Below are 15,668 nucleotides of genomic sequence, written 5' to 3'. Positions count from 1 at the left end.
TCCTAGAGTCCTCTCGCCAGCTCGTCCGCGACGTCCAGCACGTGCTTACCCGCCACGACCGGCAGGCACTTGCCGGTGGCGGGGCCGATGCGCTCGGCCCATCTGCGGGGCACGCCGCCCTCGCCCCGCCCCGCGCCCGACAGCGCGCCGGCGATGGCGCCGATGGTGTCGGCGTCGCGGCCGAGGCTGACCGCGTACGTCACCGACTCCTCCACCTCGCCATCGCCGTGCAGGTAGGCGGCGAACGCGAGCGCCACCGCCTCCGGCGCGAGGTCGGTCCACGGGTAGTGCCTGATGACGACGGCCTCGTGCAGCCTCTCGGGTGAGTCTCTGAGCGGGCGCGCCCTGGTGACGGTGCGCGCGGTCCACGAGTCCGCGGGGATGACGGCCAGCCCGGCGTCGACCGCCTCCTCCGGTGTGGCCCCCGCCATCGCCGCCGCCACGGCGGCCGCGACCGCCATGCCGCCGTTGATTCCCTCGCCCTCGCCGCTGACCAGGCCGTCCTGCCGGATCAGCCGCGCCGCCTCGGCGGGGTCGCCGGGGCAGAAGATCCCGTACGGCGCCGCCCGCATCGCCAGGCCGTCGGACCAGCCGTGCGCGTGGACCATCCCGGTCATGGGCGGTTCGAGGCCGCGCCTGAGCGCCTGGACGGTGCCGAGCTCGGAGAAGCCCGCGCCCTTCATCGGGCCGACCACCGAGGGGATGATCTCCCCGCGGTAGGCGTCGGCGACGTCCTGGCTGGTCAGCGCGTGGCCGTGCCGTACCAGCAGGGACGCGGCGAAGATGGCGTACTCGGTGTCGTCGGTGCCGCCGCCCTCGATCTCGGTGAGCCTGCCCCACCTGGCGGCGATCTGGGCGGGCTCCATGTTCTCTGCGGGCGCCCCGAGGGCGTCGCCGGCCGCGAGGCCGAGCAGACACCCCCGGGCACGATCCTGCGTCAGGGTCACGAGGAGTACCGCTCCAGCACCTTGTTGCCCTCCTCGACCAGCTTCGCCGCCGCCTCGTCGAGGGTGATCTTGTTGGCGTAGTACTGCTGCAGGGTGGGGGTGGCCACCTTGCTCTTCCACTCGTCGAAGCCGTTGACCTTGAGGAACGGCGCGACGACCAGGTCCTTCACCGAGGCGGTGGCCACGTCCCAGCCGTTGTCCTTGGTGGTCATCGACGGGTCGGCGGCGGCCGCCTGCGAGGTCGGCAGCAGCCAGTCGCCCTTGGCGAGCTTGGCCTGGTTCGGGCCGTTCAGGAAGAACGCCATGAACTTCAGTGCCTCGTCGGGCTGCTTGCTGTCGGCCGAGACCGACAGGGTCTGGGAGACCGCGCCCTGGTTGGTGGTCTCGCCCTTCAGCGGGGGAAGCGTGATCCACTCGAAGCCGTCAGGGGCCTGCTCGACGACCTGCTGGCGCAGGTAGACGCCGACGGGCAGCATCGCGTACTTGTCGGCGAAGAAGCCGGGCAGCGGGTCGGCGGTGCCCATGCCGAGCGCCGACGGGTCGGCCGACTTGTCCTTGTGGAGCTGGTCGTGGATGCGCTGGAGGACCTGCTTCTCCTCCGGGCCGACCTTGACGGTCGTCTTGCCGTCCGCGCCGGTCTGGAAGAACGTGCCGTTGAAGTTGAGCGCCAGGTTGAGCGTCTTGTTGACCGGCGACTTCATCGGCCAGGCCACGCCGAACGTGTCGCCCTTGGTGAGCTTCTTGCTGACCTCGGCGAACTCGTCCCACGTCCACGGGTTGTCGGGGGTGGGGATGCGCACCTTCGCCTTGTCGAGCAGCTTCTTGTTGGCGATGATGACCTGCGACTCCTGCAGGAACGGCACGCCGTACACGCCGTCGTTGCCCTTGCCGTCCTTGAAGCTGACGGTGTCCCACGCCTTCTGCGGGATGTCGCTCTTCAGCTCGGCGGGCAGCTTGTCCTTCAGGTCCAGCAGGTAGCCGTCGGCGGCGAAGCCGGACAGCGCGGGAGAGTCGTTGTGGATGACGTCGGGGGCGGTGCCGCCGGAGAACTGCGTGACCAGCTGGTCGTTGACGTTGTCCCAGCTGCCCTGCACGTAGGTGACCTGGATGTTCGGGTTGGCCTTGTTCCAGGCGTCCACGATCTCCTTGTTGGCCGCCACGGACTCCTTCTGCCAGGCCAGGCTCAGGAAGTTCAGCTTCACGGGCTCGCCGCCGGACTTGGCGGGCTCGGCGGCGTCGCCGCCACCGCCGGAGCCGCACGCGGCCGCCATGGCGACGATCGCCGCGGCCGCCAAAGCGGATTTGATACGCATAAGAGCCTCCTAGCCCTTGACCGCTCCGGCCATGAGGCCGGACCTCAGCCGTCGCTGGATGATTGCGAAGAAGATCAGACTCGGGATGGTCGCCATCAGCGACGCCGCGGCGAGCGGGCCGAGCCTGGCCACTCCCTCGGGCCCGGTGAAGCGGACCAGGGTGAGCGGCAGGGTCATCACGTCGGGGTCCTGGAGGATCACGAGCGCGAAGAGGAACTCGTTCCACGAGGAGATGAACGAGAACAGCAGCGTCGCCACGATGCCGGGGGCCAGCAGCGGCGCCACCACGGTGGCGATGGTGCGCATGCGTCCCGCGCCGTCGACGGAGGCGGCCTCCTCCAGCTCGGGCGGTACGGCACGCACGTAGCCCTGCAGCATCCACAGCGCGAACGGCAGGGTGAACGTGACGTGCACGATCACCAGCCCGGGAAGCGTGTTCACCAGTTGCAGGTCCCGCAGCACCATGAAGAGCGGGATGATGATCAGGATGAACGGGAAGACCTGGCTGACCAGCACCCAGCCGAGCGCGATCCGGTTGACCAGGCTCCGGTGGCGGGCCAGGGCGTAGCTGGCGGGCAGTGAGATCAGCACGGTGATCACGCTGGCGAAGATCGCCACGATCAGGCTTCTGATGCCCGCGCCGACCAGGTCCTGCTCGCCGAAGGCGGCGGAGAAGTTGGCCAGGGTCGGGTTCCTGGGGATCCAGGTGGGGTTGAGGCTGGCCATCTCCTGCGGCGTCTTGAGCGCCGTCGACAGCAGCCAGACCAGGGGGAAGGCCAGGAAGACGATGTAGGCGAGCAGCGCCAGGTACTTGGGGATCTGCTTCACTTCGTCTCCCTCATCTGGCGCCACAGGTACAGTCCGAGCACGGCCAGCACGACGATCACCATCGCGACGCCGAGCATGGAGGCGTAGCCGAAGAAGCGGTACCTGAAGGCCTCCTCGTAGGCGAAGAGCATCGGCAACCGTGTCTGGCCGCCTGGCCCGCCGGCGGTGAGCACGTAGACCAGGCCGAACTGGTTGATGTTCCACACGAAGTCGAGCGAGGTGATGGCCACGATGACCGGCCTGAGCTGCGGCAGCGTGATGTTCCAGAACCGCCGCCAGCGGCCCGCGCCGTCGACCTCGACCGCCTCGTACAGTTCCTTGGGGATGCCCTGCAGGCCGGCCAGCAGCACGACGGTGGTCTGCGGCATGCCGCTCCAGACGCCGACCACGATGATGGCAGGCAGCGCGAGCGAGAAGTCGGCCAGCCAGTCGATGTGCGTGCCGAGCACCGCGTTCAGGATGCCCGCGTCCGGGTGGTAGACCAGCTTCCACATCAGGCCGATGACCACGGGCGGCATCGCCCACGGCACCACGGCCAGCACCCTGGCCACGCCCCTGAGACGCAGGTTCTGGTTGAGCAGCAGCGCCAGGCCGAGCGCGGCCAGGAACTGCAGCACGGTCACCGAGACGGCCCAGATCATGCCGATCTTGAACGAGGACCAGAACTTCTCGTCGGTCAGCAGCTGGCCGAGGTTCTCCAGACCGGTGAACTCGATGTCCCTGTTCCGGCCCGCCCGCGCGTCGGTGAAGGCCAGGCCGATGCCGTACAGCAGCGGGCCGACGCTGAACAGCAGCACCGGCACCAGCGCGGGCAGCATCAGCAGCAGCGTCTCGCGGCCCTGCCGCGAGCGGGCCCTGCGGCGGGGGTTCGGCGAGGTGCGCGGGGGTCTGGTCGCGACCGCCGTCATGACGTGCCTCCCTTCGACTGTGGTGCGGTGTGGACGGGCTTCGGCGCAGGGGCGCGGCCAGGGGGGACCGGCTTGGCCGCCGCCTCGCCGACGGTCGAGGCCCGCACGACCAGCACCGGCGACACCGTGACCAGCCGCGGTTCCCTGTCCATGTCGCTCAGCCGGTCGAGCAGCAGCTCGGCGGCCGCCTTGCCGCGTTCGGCCGAACCCAGCGAGACGCTCGTCAGCGACGGCCACGAGGCGGCGGCCAGGTCGGTGTCGTCCATGCCGACCACCGCCACGTCCTGCGGTACCCGCAGCCCCGCCGCGCGCAGCACGTCGAGCGCGCCCAGCGCGATCAGGTCGTTGGCGCACATCAGCGCGTCCACCCCGGCCGCCCGGTCGAGCAGGGCGCGCGCCGCGCGCGCCCCCTCCGCCCGGTAGAAGTCGCCCACCTCGACGATCCCCTCGTCGTACGGCAGGCCGCGCTCCTTCAGCGCCTCCCGGTAGGCGGCGGCACGCGCCGCGCCGGGAATGGTGTCGAGCGGTCCGTTGAGGAAGCCGATCCTGCGCCGCCCGAGCCCGTGGAGATGATCGATGGCGAGCCTGACGCCGGTACGGGAGTCGGCCCTGACGTTGTCGACCCTCGTGCCGTCTGGCACCGAACCGATGATGACGACCGGCGCCCGTGCGGTCGCGATCATCTTCAGGTGCTCGTCGGTCACGCGCAGCGGGCTCATGATCAACCCGTCGACGTATCGCTCGCCGAGACTGTGCAGCACGTCGATCTCGTCGGCCACGATGGCGTCGGTGGAGTGCAGGACGAGCCGGTAGCCTGCCGCCTTCAGCACGGGCTGGATCTGGCGCACCATCGCCAGGTAGACGGGGTTGCCGATGTCGGCCATGGCGAAGGCGACCTGGTTGGTGCGGCGCGACTTGAGGCTCCTGGCCACGGCGTTGCGCACGTAGCCGAGCTCTTCGGCGGCGGTCAGCACCTTGCGGACGGTCTCCTGCCGGGTGGGCAGGCCGTTGAGCACCCGCGAGACGGAGGCGATCGACACCCCGGCCCGTTCGGCGATCGTGTTGATCGTGGGTCCTTCGGCCAACGCCGCCCTCCTTCCCGACTTCCCGAGTGAAAACGTTTACGGCGAGCGTTCTGTAAACGTTTACCGCGCTGGGCACATGAAACATGCCGGTAACTTCGAGGGTCAAGTCACGATCACATAACGCCAGGTCAACCCCCATCCCCCGGATGTACAGGGGCCCCGCGCCGCCTCCGCCCTCCCCACACAGCAGGCATCTCGACCGGGTGTCGACAGGGGCTGCCGGGCCGGGAGCCGGGGTGGCGGGGTGGCGGGGGTCAGGGTGAGGTGAGGTAGCGTTCGGCGAGTTCGCAGGTGCCGAGGGTGTAGCCCGCGCCGAGCTCTCTGGCGATGTCCACCCCCTGGTGCGATCCGATCCACGCCACCAGCAGCAGCCTCCTGAACAGGATGAACGTCCAGATCTCGCGCTCGTCGTCCGCGCCGAGCGGCTCCTCGCCGCGGTAGCCGTCCAGCCAGGCGTCGATGAGCTCGGGCACCACGGGCTCGTGCTCGATGAAGCTGAGCGCGGCGGCCAGGTCGTAGACGTGCCAGCCGAACCCGCAGTCGTCGAAGTCGATGACGCTGGGTTCGGGCCCGCCGTCGTCGAGGAGGTTGGCCAGGCGCATGTCGGCGTGGATCAGCCCGAACCGCTCGGCGGAGCGCCCGTAGCGTCCGATGCGCTCGCGCAGCCGGTGCTCCAGGCGCAGCAGGACGGCGCGGGCCGCGTCGTCGACGCCGACACCGTCCTGCCATCGTCCCCACCTGGACTCCGCGCCGAAGGCGGCCTCCCAGTCCCAGGCGAACCTGGTGAAACCCGAAGGGCGCCGCCACCGTAAGGCGTGCCTGTGCATGCGCGCGGTCACGGCGCCGAGCTGCTTGAACCCGTCGACCAGGCGGTCGTCCCGCGGCTCGGCGCCGGGCAGGAACTCGAACATCACGACGTTCCTGCCGCCGGCCCGCACCACGCGTTCGCCGTCGGCCGACCCGATCACGCCGGGGGTGCGCACGCCCTCCTCGACCCTGAGGGCCTCCAGCCAGGCCAGTTCCGAGGCGATCGCCGCCGCCGAGTGGTAGCCGAGCCGGTGCACGCGCAGGATCGACCGTCCTCCCGTCTCGGGGTCGTCCACGCGGAAGGTGGCGTTCTCCGAGACGTTGATCAGCGTGACGGTGGCGGCCGGTGACACCCGGTAGCGCTCCAGCGCCGCCCGCGCCACCTCGCCGACGCGTTCGAGTACGCCGTCACCGGCGGACAGGTCGTGTAGCTCCACCGCCCCATTGTCCAGGCAACCGCGCCCAGGCAGCGCACGGGTGCCGGGTCAGCGGCCGGCGGGGACCGGTTCGGGAGCCGTGGTGATGGCGCGGATCGCGGGAACGCCCGCCAGGCCCACCACCGCGGCCAGCACGGTGGGGATGATCAGCGCGACGGGCAGCGACGACTTCTGCGTCACGAAGCCGAGGATGGCCGGCCCGACCAGCAGTCCCGAGTACCCGAACGCGGTCACCAGCGACAGCGCCCGGCCGACGGCGCCGCCCGCCGCTCCCACGGCGCTGAAGACGACGGGCACCACGGTGGCCAGGCCGATCCCGGCCAATGCCCAGCCCGCCCACGCGCCGACGACGTCGGGCACGAAGAGCACCAGCAGGTATCCGGCTGTGGCGAACACGCCCGCGAGCTGGATCGTGCGCACGGGCCCGAACCTGGCCCTGATCGGGTCGCCGAGCAGCCTGACCGACGTCATCGCGATGGAGAACACCGTGTACGCCAGGGGCGCCGCGGCCGGGTCGGTGCCGAGCACCCAGCGCGCGTGCAGGGCCGCCCAGTCGATGGCCGCTCCCTCGCTCAGGTGTCCGGCGAAGGCGACCAGGCCGAGCAGCGCGACCAGCCCCCATCGCATGGCGCCCATGCCGCCGCTGGATTCCGCCGACGCGGTCGCGGGCCGTCCGGGCAGCAGCAGGCGGGCGGCGGGCAGGTACAGGAAGGGCACGACGAGGGCGGCGCCGATCAGCAGCGTCTGCCCGTCCACGCCGAGCTTGAGGCCCAGGGCGGTCAGCGCGCCGCCCGTCGCGCCGCCCAGGCTCCACGTGCCGTGGAAGGCCGAGATGATCGGCCTGCCGTAGGCGTGCTCGACCTCGACCGAGTGGACGTTCATCGCCACCTCGATCGCGCCGAGCCCCAGACCGAAGACGACCGCGGTGACCATGAGCACCGGGTAGGAGGGCGCCAGCGCGGGGCCGAGCAGCACCGCCGCCGACAGGGGACCCGCGAACCAGCACACCGTCCTGCTGGTCAGCCGGTCCACGATCCGGCCCGCGGCCAGCATCGACACCAGGGCGCCCAGCGACACCAGCAGCAGCGCGAAGCCAAGCTTCTCCGGGCCGAGGCCGAGGCGTTCGTTCAGGGCGGGCAGGCCGGCCGCCCACATGCCCATGACGAGGCCACAGAGGAAGAAGAAGCCGAACACACCGATACGCGCTCTTTTGTTCACGGCTAGAGCATAAGCTGTCTTTCATGGATGTGGGAGACCTCCGGGTGCACAACCGCCTCAGGCTGCTGCGCGCGGTGCACGACGGCGGGGCGAGCCGTACGAGATCGCAGTTGACCCGCGACCTGGAGCTGGCGCGCGGCACGGCCTCGGTGCTGGTGGCGGGGCTGGTCGAGGACGAACTGCTCCAGGAGGCGCCACCGAGGGAGCACGTCAGGGGGCGTCCCACCCAGCTGCCGGGGCCGCACCCTGACGGGCCGCTGGCCCTGGCCGCCGACCTGCGCGAGGACACATGGACGATCGCGGCGTGCGAGCTGGGCGGCGGTTCGACGGTGCTGGCCACGCGCGGGCACGACGGCACGCCCGGCGACGCGCTGCGCTCGCTGGGCGTCGCGCTGCGCGAACGGCTCGGGCCCAGGGTGGTGGGCGTGGGGCTGTCGGCCGCCGGTCCCGTGCGCGCCGACGGCCTGCTCGACATCTCCCACCTGGACTGGGTCGACGTCGACGTGGCGGGGGCTCTCGCGCTCGGCGACGTGCCGCTGCGGGTCGGCAACGACGCCAGGCTCGCGGGCCTGGCCGAGGCCCGCCGCGGCCATTTGCGGGGCGTGGACGTGGGCCTGCACGTCCACGTCGACTTCGACCCCGGCGGCGCGCTGCTGATCGACGGCCGCCCCCTGGCCGGATCGGGCGGTACGGCAGGCGAGTTCGGGCACATGCCGCTGACCGGCGGCGACGACCCCTGCCCCTGCGGCGCCCGCGGCTGCCTGAGCCTGGCGGTGGGCCGCAACGCCCTGCTCAGGCACCTGGGCCTCGAGGCGGGCCGTGGCAGGGGCAGGGACCAGGCCGAACGCATCGTCGCGGCGGCCGAAGCAGGCGATCAGGCGGCGGCGGCGGCGATCGAGGCGAACGCCGCAGCCCTCGGCAAGGGCATCGGCGCGCTGGTCAACGCCCTCGACCCCGGCGCCGTCACCGTGTCGGGCCTCGGCGTCGCGCTGGTCGGCGAGGCGCTGCGGCGCGCCTGCGACGAGGCACTCATGGAGCTGCGCAGGCGGCGGCCGCCGCCGATCCTGCCCTCGGGGCTGGCCGACGACGGCCCGCTCATCGGCGCGATGGAGTCGGTGTTTGACGCCTTCCTGACCCGCGAGGGGCTCGAATCCTGGCGCGCGACACGCCCGAATCGCGAAATGTGACAGAAACCACGATGATCTTGCAATGGTGATGCACGTGACGATACCCATGTGTTCATGAAATTTCGGGACACGGTGGGGTTGGAGATCGCATTACGGATGTGCGAGGCGGCGATCAGGCAGGCCTCGAGGGAGGGCGCGCTCGTGTCCGTCGCCGTGGTCGACGCGGGCGGCCACCTGGTGAGCTTCCAGCGTATGGAAGGAGCCGAAATCGCCGGTCCCGTACTGGCTCCCGGCAAGGCCTACACCTCCGTGGCCAACCGGATCGCGACCGCCGACCTGGCCGCGCTGACCGCTCCGGGAGGCGAGTTGTACGGCCTGGCGGGCGACCGCTTCGTCTGCTTCGGAGGTGGCGTCCCGTTGTGGGCGGACTACGGTGAAGATGAACGCGTGGTCGGCGGTGTGGGGGTCAGCGGAGGCACCGTCGCGCAGGACGTGGCGTGCGCCGAGGCGGCCGCTTCGGTCTGGCGCACCGGCTGAGCGGCGGCTTTCCGCAACAAGAGCCGCTGGCATCCGCCATGATTAGCCGCGACACCACGGGTAACAAAGTCCCGAAGCATTACTCCCCGAGGAGAGATCGAGATGGCACTTCCCACTCTTACCCCGGAGCAGCGCAAGGCGGCGCTGGAGAAGGCCGCGGAGGCTCGCGCCGCCCGCACCGCCCTTCTCGCGAAGGTCAAGGCCGGTGAGCTGACCTTCGCCGACCTGCTGGAGCGCGACGACGACATCGCCAAGAAGATCAAGGTCTCGCAGGCGCTGCGCGCCGTCAAGGGCGTCGGCCCCGCCAAGGCCACCGCGCTCATGGAGGAGGCCGGCGTCGACGAGAAGCGCCGTCTCGGCGGCCTGGGCGCCCAGCAGCGCAAGAAGCTGGTGGACGCGCTCGGGGCCTGAATCCCCTCGCGGCCGGTCCACGCAGGACCGGCCGCGCGCCTCCCCCGCCCCCTCGATGAAGTCCCTTGACGGTGTCCCCTCAGCTCCGCAGATACGCCAGCACGGCGAGCACCCTGCGATGCTGGTCGCTGTCGTCGGCGTAGAGGCCGAGCTTGGCGAAGATGCTCCTGATGTGCTTCTCCACGGCGCCGTCGCTGATCACCAGGTGCCTGCCGATGGCCGGATTCGACTTCCCCTCCGCCATCAGAGCCAGCACCTCCCGCTCCCGCGGTGTCAGCTGGGCCAGCGGATCGTCCTTGCGCCTGCGCACCATGAGCTGGGACACCACCTGCGGATCGAAGACCGTGCCGCCCGAGGCGACGCGCCGCAGCCCCTCCATGAACTCCTCGACGTCCACGACCCTGTCCTTCAACAGGTAGCCGACCGCGCCACGGGCGTCGGCCAGCAGGTCGTCGGCGTAGGAGACCTCGACGTACTGCGAGAGGATCAGCACCGGCGCCCCCGGCACCCTGCCGCGCGCCTGCACCGCCGCGCGCAGTCCCTCGTCGGTGAAGGACGGCGGCATCCGCACGTCGACCACCGACACGTCCGGCTTCAACGAGGCCACGGCTTCGACGAGGGCGTCACCGTCGCCGACCGCCGCCACCACCTCGCAGCCGAACTCCTCCAGCAGCCTGATCAGGCCCTCCCTGATCAGGACCGCGTCATCGGCCACGACTACCCGCACGGTACCTCCGCCACGATCACTGTCGGCCCGCCCACAGGGGAGCTCACGACCAGCTCGCCGTCGACAGCGCGCAGCCGGTCGGCCAGCCCTGCCAGACCGTGTCCCTTGGCGACGTGTGCGCCGCCGACCCCATCATCCCCGATCGTCAGCATCAGCGTGTTTCCCGTACGGCTGAGCTGGATCGAGCAGGTCGTGGCGCGGCTGTGCTTGGCGATGTTCGTCAGCGACTCGGCGACGACGTAGTAGACCGTGTTCTCCACCGCGGCGACGTACCGCTCGGCCGTCTGGACGTCGAGCTCGACGGGCACCGTACACCGTCCGGCGAGGGCGGCCAGCGCGGGCGCCAGGCCCCGGTCGGCCAGGATCGGCGGCGCGATGCCGCGCGAGAGCGCGCGCAGTTCGTCCAGCGTCTCGCGGGTGGCGGTGATGGCCTCGGCGATCGTCGCGTGGGCGGCCTGGGGATCCTTCCGCAGCTGCCGCTGCGCCCTGGACAGCTCCATCGCCAGCGACACCAGGCGCTGCTGCGGGCCGTCGTGGATGTCTCGCTCCAGCCTGCGCAGCGCGTCGGCCTCCGCCGACACCGCCGCCGCCCTGCCCTGGGCCAGGTCGTCGATGCGCTCCTGCAACTCGGCGACGCTGGTCAGCAACGCCCTGCCGAGGCCCGCGCGCAGCAGCGCCGCTCCCCTGACCATGAACGGCATCACCAGCGCGCCGACCAGGCCGAGCGCGACGTAGAAGACCGAGTTGACCAGGTAGCCGTCACCGAAGCCGAGCAGCTCGGGAAGCTCCATGTTGCCGGGGATGCGCGAAGTGATCCAGCCGTAGAGCGGGTAGCTCAGGCCGAGGATCGGGATCGCCCAGAACACCACCGTCACCACGAACGTGATGACCGCGATGGGGAAGTTGATGATCCCGTGCATCAGGTCGAGCCACGACTGCCCGGACGTCAGCGGGTTCACCAGGCGGCGGAAGCGGCCCGCGCCCTCGGGCGCGTCCTTGTAGCGCGGTCTGATGGCGGGCCGGCTGAGCACCTCCGACAGCCAGCCGCGCTCCACGTCGGCGAAGCCCCTGGCCACCATCAGCGTGCCGCAGAGGATCGGCAGGCCGACCCACACGACCACGGTGCCGATTCCCGCCGAGAATCCGGCGATGAGCAGGACGAAGGCGATGACGGCCGTCGGGAAGCCGACCAGCAGGTAGCGCGTGTCCAGCAGGACACGTCTCATCAGGGAGCGCATGACATCACCGTACGAGTCCGCGGCCCCCTGTTCGCCCCTGCGGGCAGGCGTCAGGGGGTAGGGCCAGCCCTACCCTCCGCGGTAGTGCGATCTTGACCTCAATACGGCGGACGGCGTCACTGCGCCGGACGACCCCGGACGGAAGCCTTGAACCATCACCTTCCGAATCGAGGCTCCCCCATGACCGTCCTGCTCGAACGCCCAGCCGTACGCACCACGACCAGGGACTCCTTCATCGACGTCCTGCGGCTGGCGGGCATGGCCCTGGTCGTGCTCCAGCACTGGACGATCCCGGTGCTGGGCTACGACGGCGCGCGCCTGACCACGGGCAACGCGCTGTCCACCTCGGGGGTGTGGGTGGTCACCTGGATCAGCCAGGTCATGCCGCTGGTGTTCTTCGCGGGCGGCGCGGCCAACGCGATCAGCTTCCGCCGCGCCCCCGGCACGGCGCCCGCCTGGCTGGCCGTACGGCTGCGGCGGCTGGCCTGGCCGGTGCTGCCGCTGGCGGCGGTGTGGATCCCCTCCCCGCACGTCCTGGCGACGTTCGGGGTGCCGGCGCAGCCGCTGGAGGTGGGCTCGCGGCTGACGGGGCAGTTGCTGTGGTTCCTGGTCGTCTACCTGATCGCCGTCACCGCGACCCCGCTGATGCTCAGGCTGCACGCCAGGCACGGGTGGCGGGTGCCTGCCGTCCTGATCGCGGGCGCGGTGGCCACCGATCTGGTCAGGTTCTCCTCCGGTCTCGACCTGGTCGGCTACCTCAACATCGGCTTCGTGTGGCTGGCCGTCCACCAGCTGGGCTTCTTCTACGTCGACCGCAAGCTGGGCCGTCCCGGAACGATGGCTCTGGCGGGGTACGGCGCGGCCGCGCTGCTGGTGGCCTTCGGCCCCTACCCCGGCAGCATGATCGGGCTGCCGGGCGCGGCGATGTCGAACATGGCGCCGCCCACGCTGGCCATGCTGGGCGTCGGAATCGGGCAGGTCGGCCTGGTCACCCTGCTGCGGCCGTGGATCATGCGGCTGCGCACCGAGCGGCTGGTGGCGTGGGCGGGCCCGCGGATGATGACCGTGTACCTGTGGCACATGCCCGCGCTGTTCGCGATGAGCGGAGTGGTGGTCGTCGGTGCCGGGCTCGACACCCCCGAGCCGGGCAGCCTCGGCTGGCTGGCGGGGTGGCCGGTGTGGTTCGGGGCGCTCTGCCTGGTCATCTGGCCGCTGCTGCGGGCCTTCGCCAGGTTCGAGGAGCCTCCTGCGATGCCGTACGGCATCGCCACCTGGCGGAGCGCGCTGGCGTCGGCGGCGCTGGTAGGCGGAGGGCTGCTCGGACTGACCGCCTTCGGGTTCGCGCCGGGAGGCGCGCCGGTCCTGTCGACGCTCGCCATCGCCGCCGGGCTGCTCCTCACCGCGCCCCGCGCCCGCTTCTGAGCGGACGGCATGCTCCTTAACCCCTTAACCCCGGCGTCTTGCGCCCTCCTGACCCGGCGGCACCCCCACTTCACCCGGCGTCGTGCGGCCTTCTGACGAGATCTCGTTAACCGGTTGGGCCCTGTCCTTGGCAAGATGGAGAGGGTGAGCCTCATAGACCGCCTTCCCGAAGAGATCGACGCCGATCCCGATGCCATCTTCGACGCGTTCGTCGCGTGGAACTCCGAACGGGGGCTCACCCTCTATCCGGCGCAGGAGGAGGCGCTGATCGAGGTCGTCTCGGGAAACAACCTGATCCTCGCCACGCCGACGGGCTCGGGCAAGAGCCTGGTGGCGGCCGGAGCCCACTTCGCGGCCCTGACCCGAGACCAGCGCACGTTCTACACCGCGCCGATCAAGGCGCTGGTGTCGGAGAAGTTCTTCGACCTGGTGGCGCTGTTCGGCACCGAGAACGTCGGCATGATGACGGGCGACGCCAGCGTCAACCCCGGCGCGCCGATCATCTGCTGCACCGCGGAGATCCTCGCCAACGTGGCGCTGCGCGACGGCGCGGCGGCCGACATCGGCCAGGTCGTCATGGACGAGTTCCACTTCTACGCCGAGCCCGACCGCGGCTGGGCGTGGCAGGTGCCGCTGCTGGAGCTGCCGAACGTGCAGTTCGTGCTGATGTCGGCGACGCTCGGCGACGTCACCATGTTCAAGGACGACCTGACCAGGCGCACCGGCAGGGAGACCTCGGTCGTCAAGCACGCCGAGCGGCCCGTCCCGCTGATCTACTCCTACCGGATGACCCCGCTGCACGAGTCGCTCGAGGAGATGCTCAGCACCGGGCAGGCGCCGGTCTACGTGGTCCACTTCACGCAGGCCGCGGCGATGGAGCGCGCCCAGTCCCTGATGTCGATCAACATGGCGACGAAGGCCGAGAAGGAAGCCATCGCCGCCATGATCGGAAAATTCCGGTTCACCACGCGCTTCGGCCAGGCCCTGTCCCGGCTGGTACGGCACGGCATCGGCGTCCACCACGCCGGCATGCTCCCGAAGTACCGGCGGCTGGTGGAGCGGCTGGCCCAGGCGGGCCTGCTGAAGGTCATCTGCGGCACCGACACGCTCGGCGTCGGCGTCAACGTGCCGATCAGGACCGTGCTGTTCACCGCCCTGTCGAAGTACGACGGCAACAAGGTGCGTCGGCTGCGCGCCCGCGAGTTCCACCAGATCGCCGGGCGGGCCGGCCGCGCGGGCTTCGACACGATCGGCTACGTCGCCTGCCAGGCCCCCGAGCACGACATCGAGAACGCCAAGGCCCTCGCCAAGATCGGCGACGATCCCAAGCGCCGCCGCGGCTACGCCCGCAAGAAGCCGCCTGAGGGGTTCGTCGGCTGGAGCGAGGAGACGTTCGAGAAGCTGCAGACGGCCGAGCCCGAGCCGCTCGCCTCGCGCTTCAAGGTCAGCAACGCCATGCTCCTCGCGGTGATCAACCGGCCCGGCGACTGCTTCGCCGCCATGAAGCACCTGCTGACCGACAACCACGAGGACCGCAAGTGGCAGCGGCGGCACATCAGCCAGGCCATCGCGATCTACCGCTCACTGCTGGCGGGCGGCGTGGTGGAGCAGCTGAGGGAGCCCGACGAGCAGGGCAGGAAGGCCCGCCTGACCATCGACCTGCAGGAGGACTTCGCGCTCAACCAGGCGCTGTCCACGTTCGCGCTGGCCGCCTTCGATCTGCTGGACCTGGAGTCGCCCAGCTACGCCCTCGACATGGTCTCGATCGTCGAGTCCATCCTCGACGACCCCCGCCAGGTGCTGTCGGCCCAGCTGAAGAAGGCCCGCGGCGAGGCCGTGGCGCAGATGAAGGCCGACGGCATCGAGTACGAAGAGCGCATGGAGCAGCTGCAGGAGATCATGTATCCGATGCCGCTGGAGACGCTGCTGCTCGGCGCGTACGAGACGTACCGGCGCGGCCACCCGTGGGTCGCCGACTACACCGTGAGCCCGAAGGCCGTCGTGCGCGACATGTACGAGCGGGCGATGACGTTCACCGAGTACATCGCGTTCTACGAGCTGTCCAGGTCCGAGGGGGCGGTGCTGCGCTACCTGGCCGACGCGTACCGGACGCTCAGCCGTACGATCCCCGAGCATCTCAAGACCGACGACCTGGTCGACCTCATCGAGTGGCTCGGCGAGCTGGTCCGCCAGGTCGACTCCTCGCTGATCGACGAGTGGGAGAAGCTCAGCAACCCCGAGACGGCGCTGGAGCACGAGCAGGAGCTGGAGCGCAAGGTCAGGCCCGTCACCGGCAACCCCCGCGCGTTCAGGGTGCTGGTCAGGAACGCGATGTTCCGGCTGGTCGAGCTGTGCGCGCTGGAGAAGGAGGACGAGCTCGAAGAGCTGGCTCCCGACGTCGACTGGGGGGCGGCTCTCGACGCCTACTACGACGACCACGAGGAGATCCTCACCGACGCCGACGCGCGGGGGCCCGGCCTGCTGCGCATCGCGGAGGAGAAGGAGCTGTGGAAGGTACGGCAGGTCGTCAAGGACCCGGCGGGCGACGGCGACTGGGGCATCGACGCGCAGGTCGACCTGGCCGCCTCCGACGAGGAGGGCCGCGCCGTCCTCCACGTCCGGGGCCTGAACCGCATGTGACCCAGGAGACGGTTGAACGTGTG

Annotated in this window: 14 protein-coding genes; 5 read left to right on the top strand and 9 right to left on the bottom strand. The window is 70.6% G+C overall.

Features of this window, described 5'->3' with window-relative positions; translation table 11 throughout:
- Positions 1-2 precede the first annotated feature (2 nt).
- From ACFXJ8_RS18840 to ACFXJ8_RS18810, 7 genes are all read right to left on the bottom strand, one after another.
- Complete coding sequence (locus tag ACFXJ8_RS18840) at positions 3-947, bottom strand: ADP-ribosylglycohydrolase family protein (protein ID WP_379645184.1); 945 nt, start codon at positions 945-947, stop codon at positions 3-5.
- Positions 944-2,260, bottom strand: a complete 1,317-nt coding sequence (locus ACFXJ8_RS18835) for an ABC transporter substrate-binding protein (protein ID WP_379645183.1) — start codon at positions 2,258-2,260, stop codon at positions 944-946. The genes ACFXJ8_RS18840 and ACFXJ8_RS18835 overlap by 4 nt, the downstream gene beginning before the upstream one ends.
- A gap of 9 nt (positions 2,261-2,269) precedes the next feature.
- Positions 2,270-3,088 carry a carbohydrate ABC transporter permease gene (locus ACFXJ8_RS18830; RefSeq protein ID WP_379645182.1) on the bottom strand — a complete coding sequence of 273 codons (819 nt, stop codon included), beginning with the start codon at positions 3,086-3,088 and terminating at the stop codon, positions 2,270-2,272.
- Positions 3,085-3,996 (bottom strand): carbohydrate ABC transporter permease, encoded by a 912-nt coding sequence (locus tag ACFXJ8_RS18825; protein ID WP_379645181.1) that lies wholly within the window; start codon positions 3,994-3,996, stop codon positions 3,085-3,087. The genes ACFXJ8_RS18830 and ACFXJ8_RS18825 overlap by 4 nt, the downstream gene beginning before the upstream one ends.
- The gene (locus ACFXJ8_RS18820; protein WP_379645180.1) at positions 3,993-5,081 is read right to left on the bottom strand and encodes a LacI family DNA-binding transcriptional regulator; all 1,089 of its coding nucleotides are present in this window, start codon (positions 5,079-5,081) and stop codon (positions 3,993-3,995) included. The genes ACFXJ8_RS18825 and ACFXJ8_RS18820 overlap by 4 nt, the downstream gene beginning before the upstream one ends.
- A gap of 254 nt (positions 5,082-5,335) precedes the next feature.
- Positions 5,336-6,325, bottom strand: coding sequence for a phosphotransferase enzyme family protein (locus tag ACFXJ8_RS18815; RefSeq protein WP_379645179.1), 990 nt, complete (start codon positions 6,323-6,325; stop codon positions 5,336-5,338).
- Positions 6,326-6,373: 48 nt separating this feature from the next.
- Complete coding sequence (locus ACFXJ8_RS18810) at positions 6,374-7,543, bottom strand: MFS transporter (protein ID WP_379645178.1); 1,170 nt, start codon at positions 7,541-7,543, stop codon at positions 6,374-6,376.
- Between the two features lie 23 nt (positions 7,544-7,566).
- Here ACFXJ8_RS18810 and ACFXJ8_RS18805 point away from each other — a divergent pair, with 23 nt between their 5' ends.
- The 3 genes from ACFXJ8_RS18805 to mihF all read left to right on the top strand — a co-directional run bounded on the left by ACFXJ8_RS18805 (position 7,567) and on the right by mihF (position 9,618).
- A complete protein-coding gene (locus tag ACFXJ8_RS18805; RefSeq protein WP_379645177.1) occupies positions 7,567-8,730 on the top strand; it encodes an ROK family protein in 1,164 nt (387 codons plus the stop codon).
- 54 nt (positions 8,731-8,784) lie between these two features.
- Entirely contained in the window at positions 8,785-9,207 is a 423-nt protein-coding gene (locus tag ACFXJ8_RS18800; protein WP_379645176.1) for a heme-binding protein, read from the top strand.
- Positions 9,208-9,309: 102 nt separating this feature from the next.
- Positions 9,310-9,618, top strand: a complete 309-nt coding sequence (gene mihF, locus ACFXJ8_RS18795; RefSeq protein WP_183659676.1) for an integration host factor, actinobacterial type — start codon at positions 9,310-9,312, stop codon at positions 9,616-9,618.
- Positions 9,619-9,697: 79 nt separating this feature from the next.
- On the opposite strand, the gene ACFXJ8_RS18790 is transcribed toward mihF, so the two are convergent.
- Complete coding sequence (locus tag ACFXJ8_RS18790) at positions 9,698-10,345, bottom strand: response regulator (RefSeq protein WP_379645175.1); 648 nt, start codon at positions 10,343-10,345, stop codon at positions 9,698-9,700.
- Positions 10,336-11,583 (bottom strand): sensor histidine kinase, encoded by a 1,248-nt coding sequence (locus tag ACFXJ8_RS18785; RefSeq protein ID WP_379645174.1) that lies wholly within the window; start codon positions 11,581-11,583, stop codon positions 10,336-10,338. Before ACFXJ8_RS18785 ends, ACFXJ8_RS18790 begins: the two co-directional genes overlap by 10 nt.
- 180 nt (positions 11,584-11,763) lie before the next feature.
- Here ACFXJ8_RS18785 and ACFXJ8_RS18780 point away from each other — a divergent pair, with 180 nt between their 5' ends.
- Positions 11,764-13,005, top strand: coding sequence for an acyltransferase (locus ACFXJ8_RS18780; protein ID WP_379645173.1), 1,242 nt, complete (start codon positions 11,764-11,766; stop codon positions 13,003-13,005).
- 135 nt (positions 13,006-13,140) lie between these two features.
- Positions 13,141-15,645 (top strand): DEAD/DEAH box helicase, encoded by a 2,505-nt coding sequence (locus ACFXJ8_RS18775; RefSeq protein ID WP_379645172.1) that lies wholly within the window; start codon positions 13,141-13,143, stop codon positions 15,643-15,645.
- Positions 15,646-15,668 lie beyond the last annotated feature (23 nt).

Origin of the sequence: Nonomuraea sp. NPDC059194 (assembly GCF_042754765.1) — a bacterium.
Classification (GTDB): domain Bacteria; phylum Actinomycetota; class Actinomycetes; order Streptosporangiales; family Streptosporangiaceae; genus Nonomuraea.
Note: the sequence above shows the minus strand (reverse complement) of the source record. Positions and strands in the feature narration are given on the sequence as shown.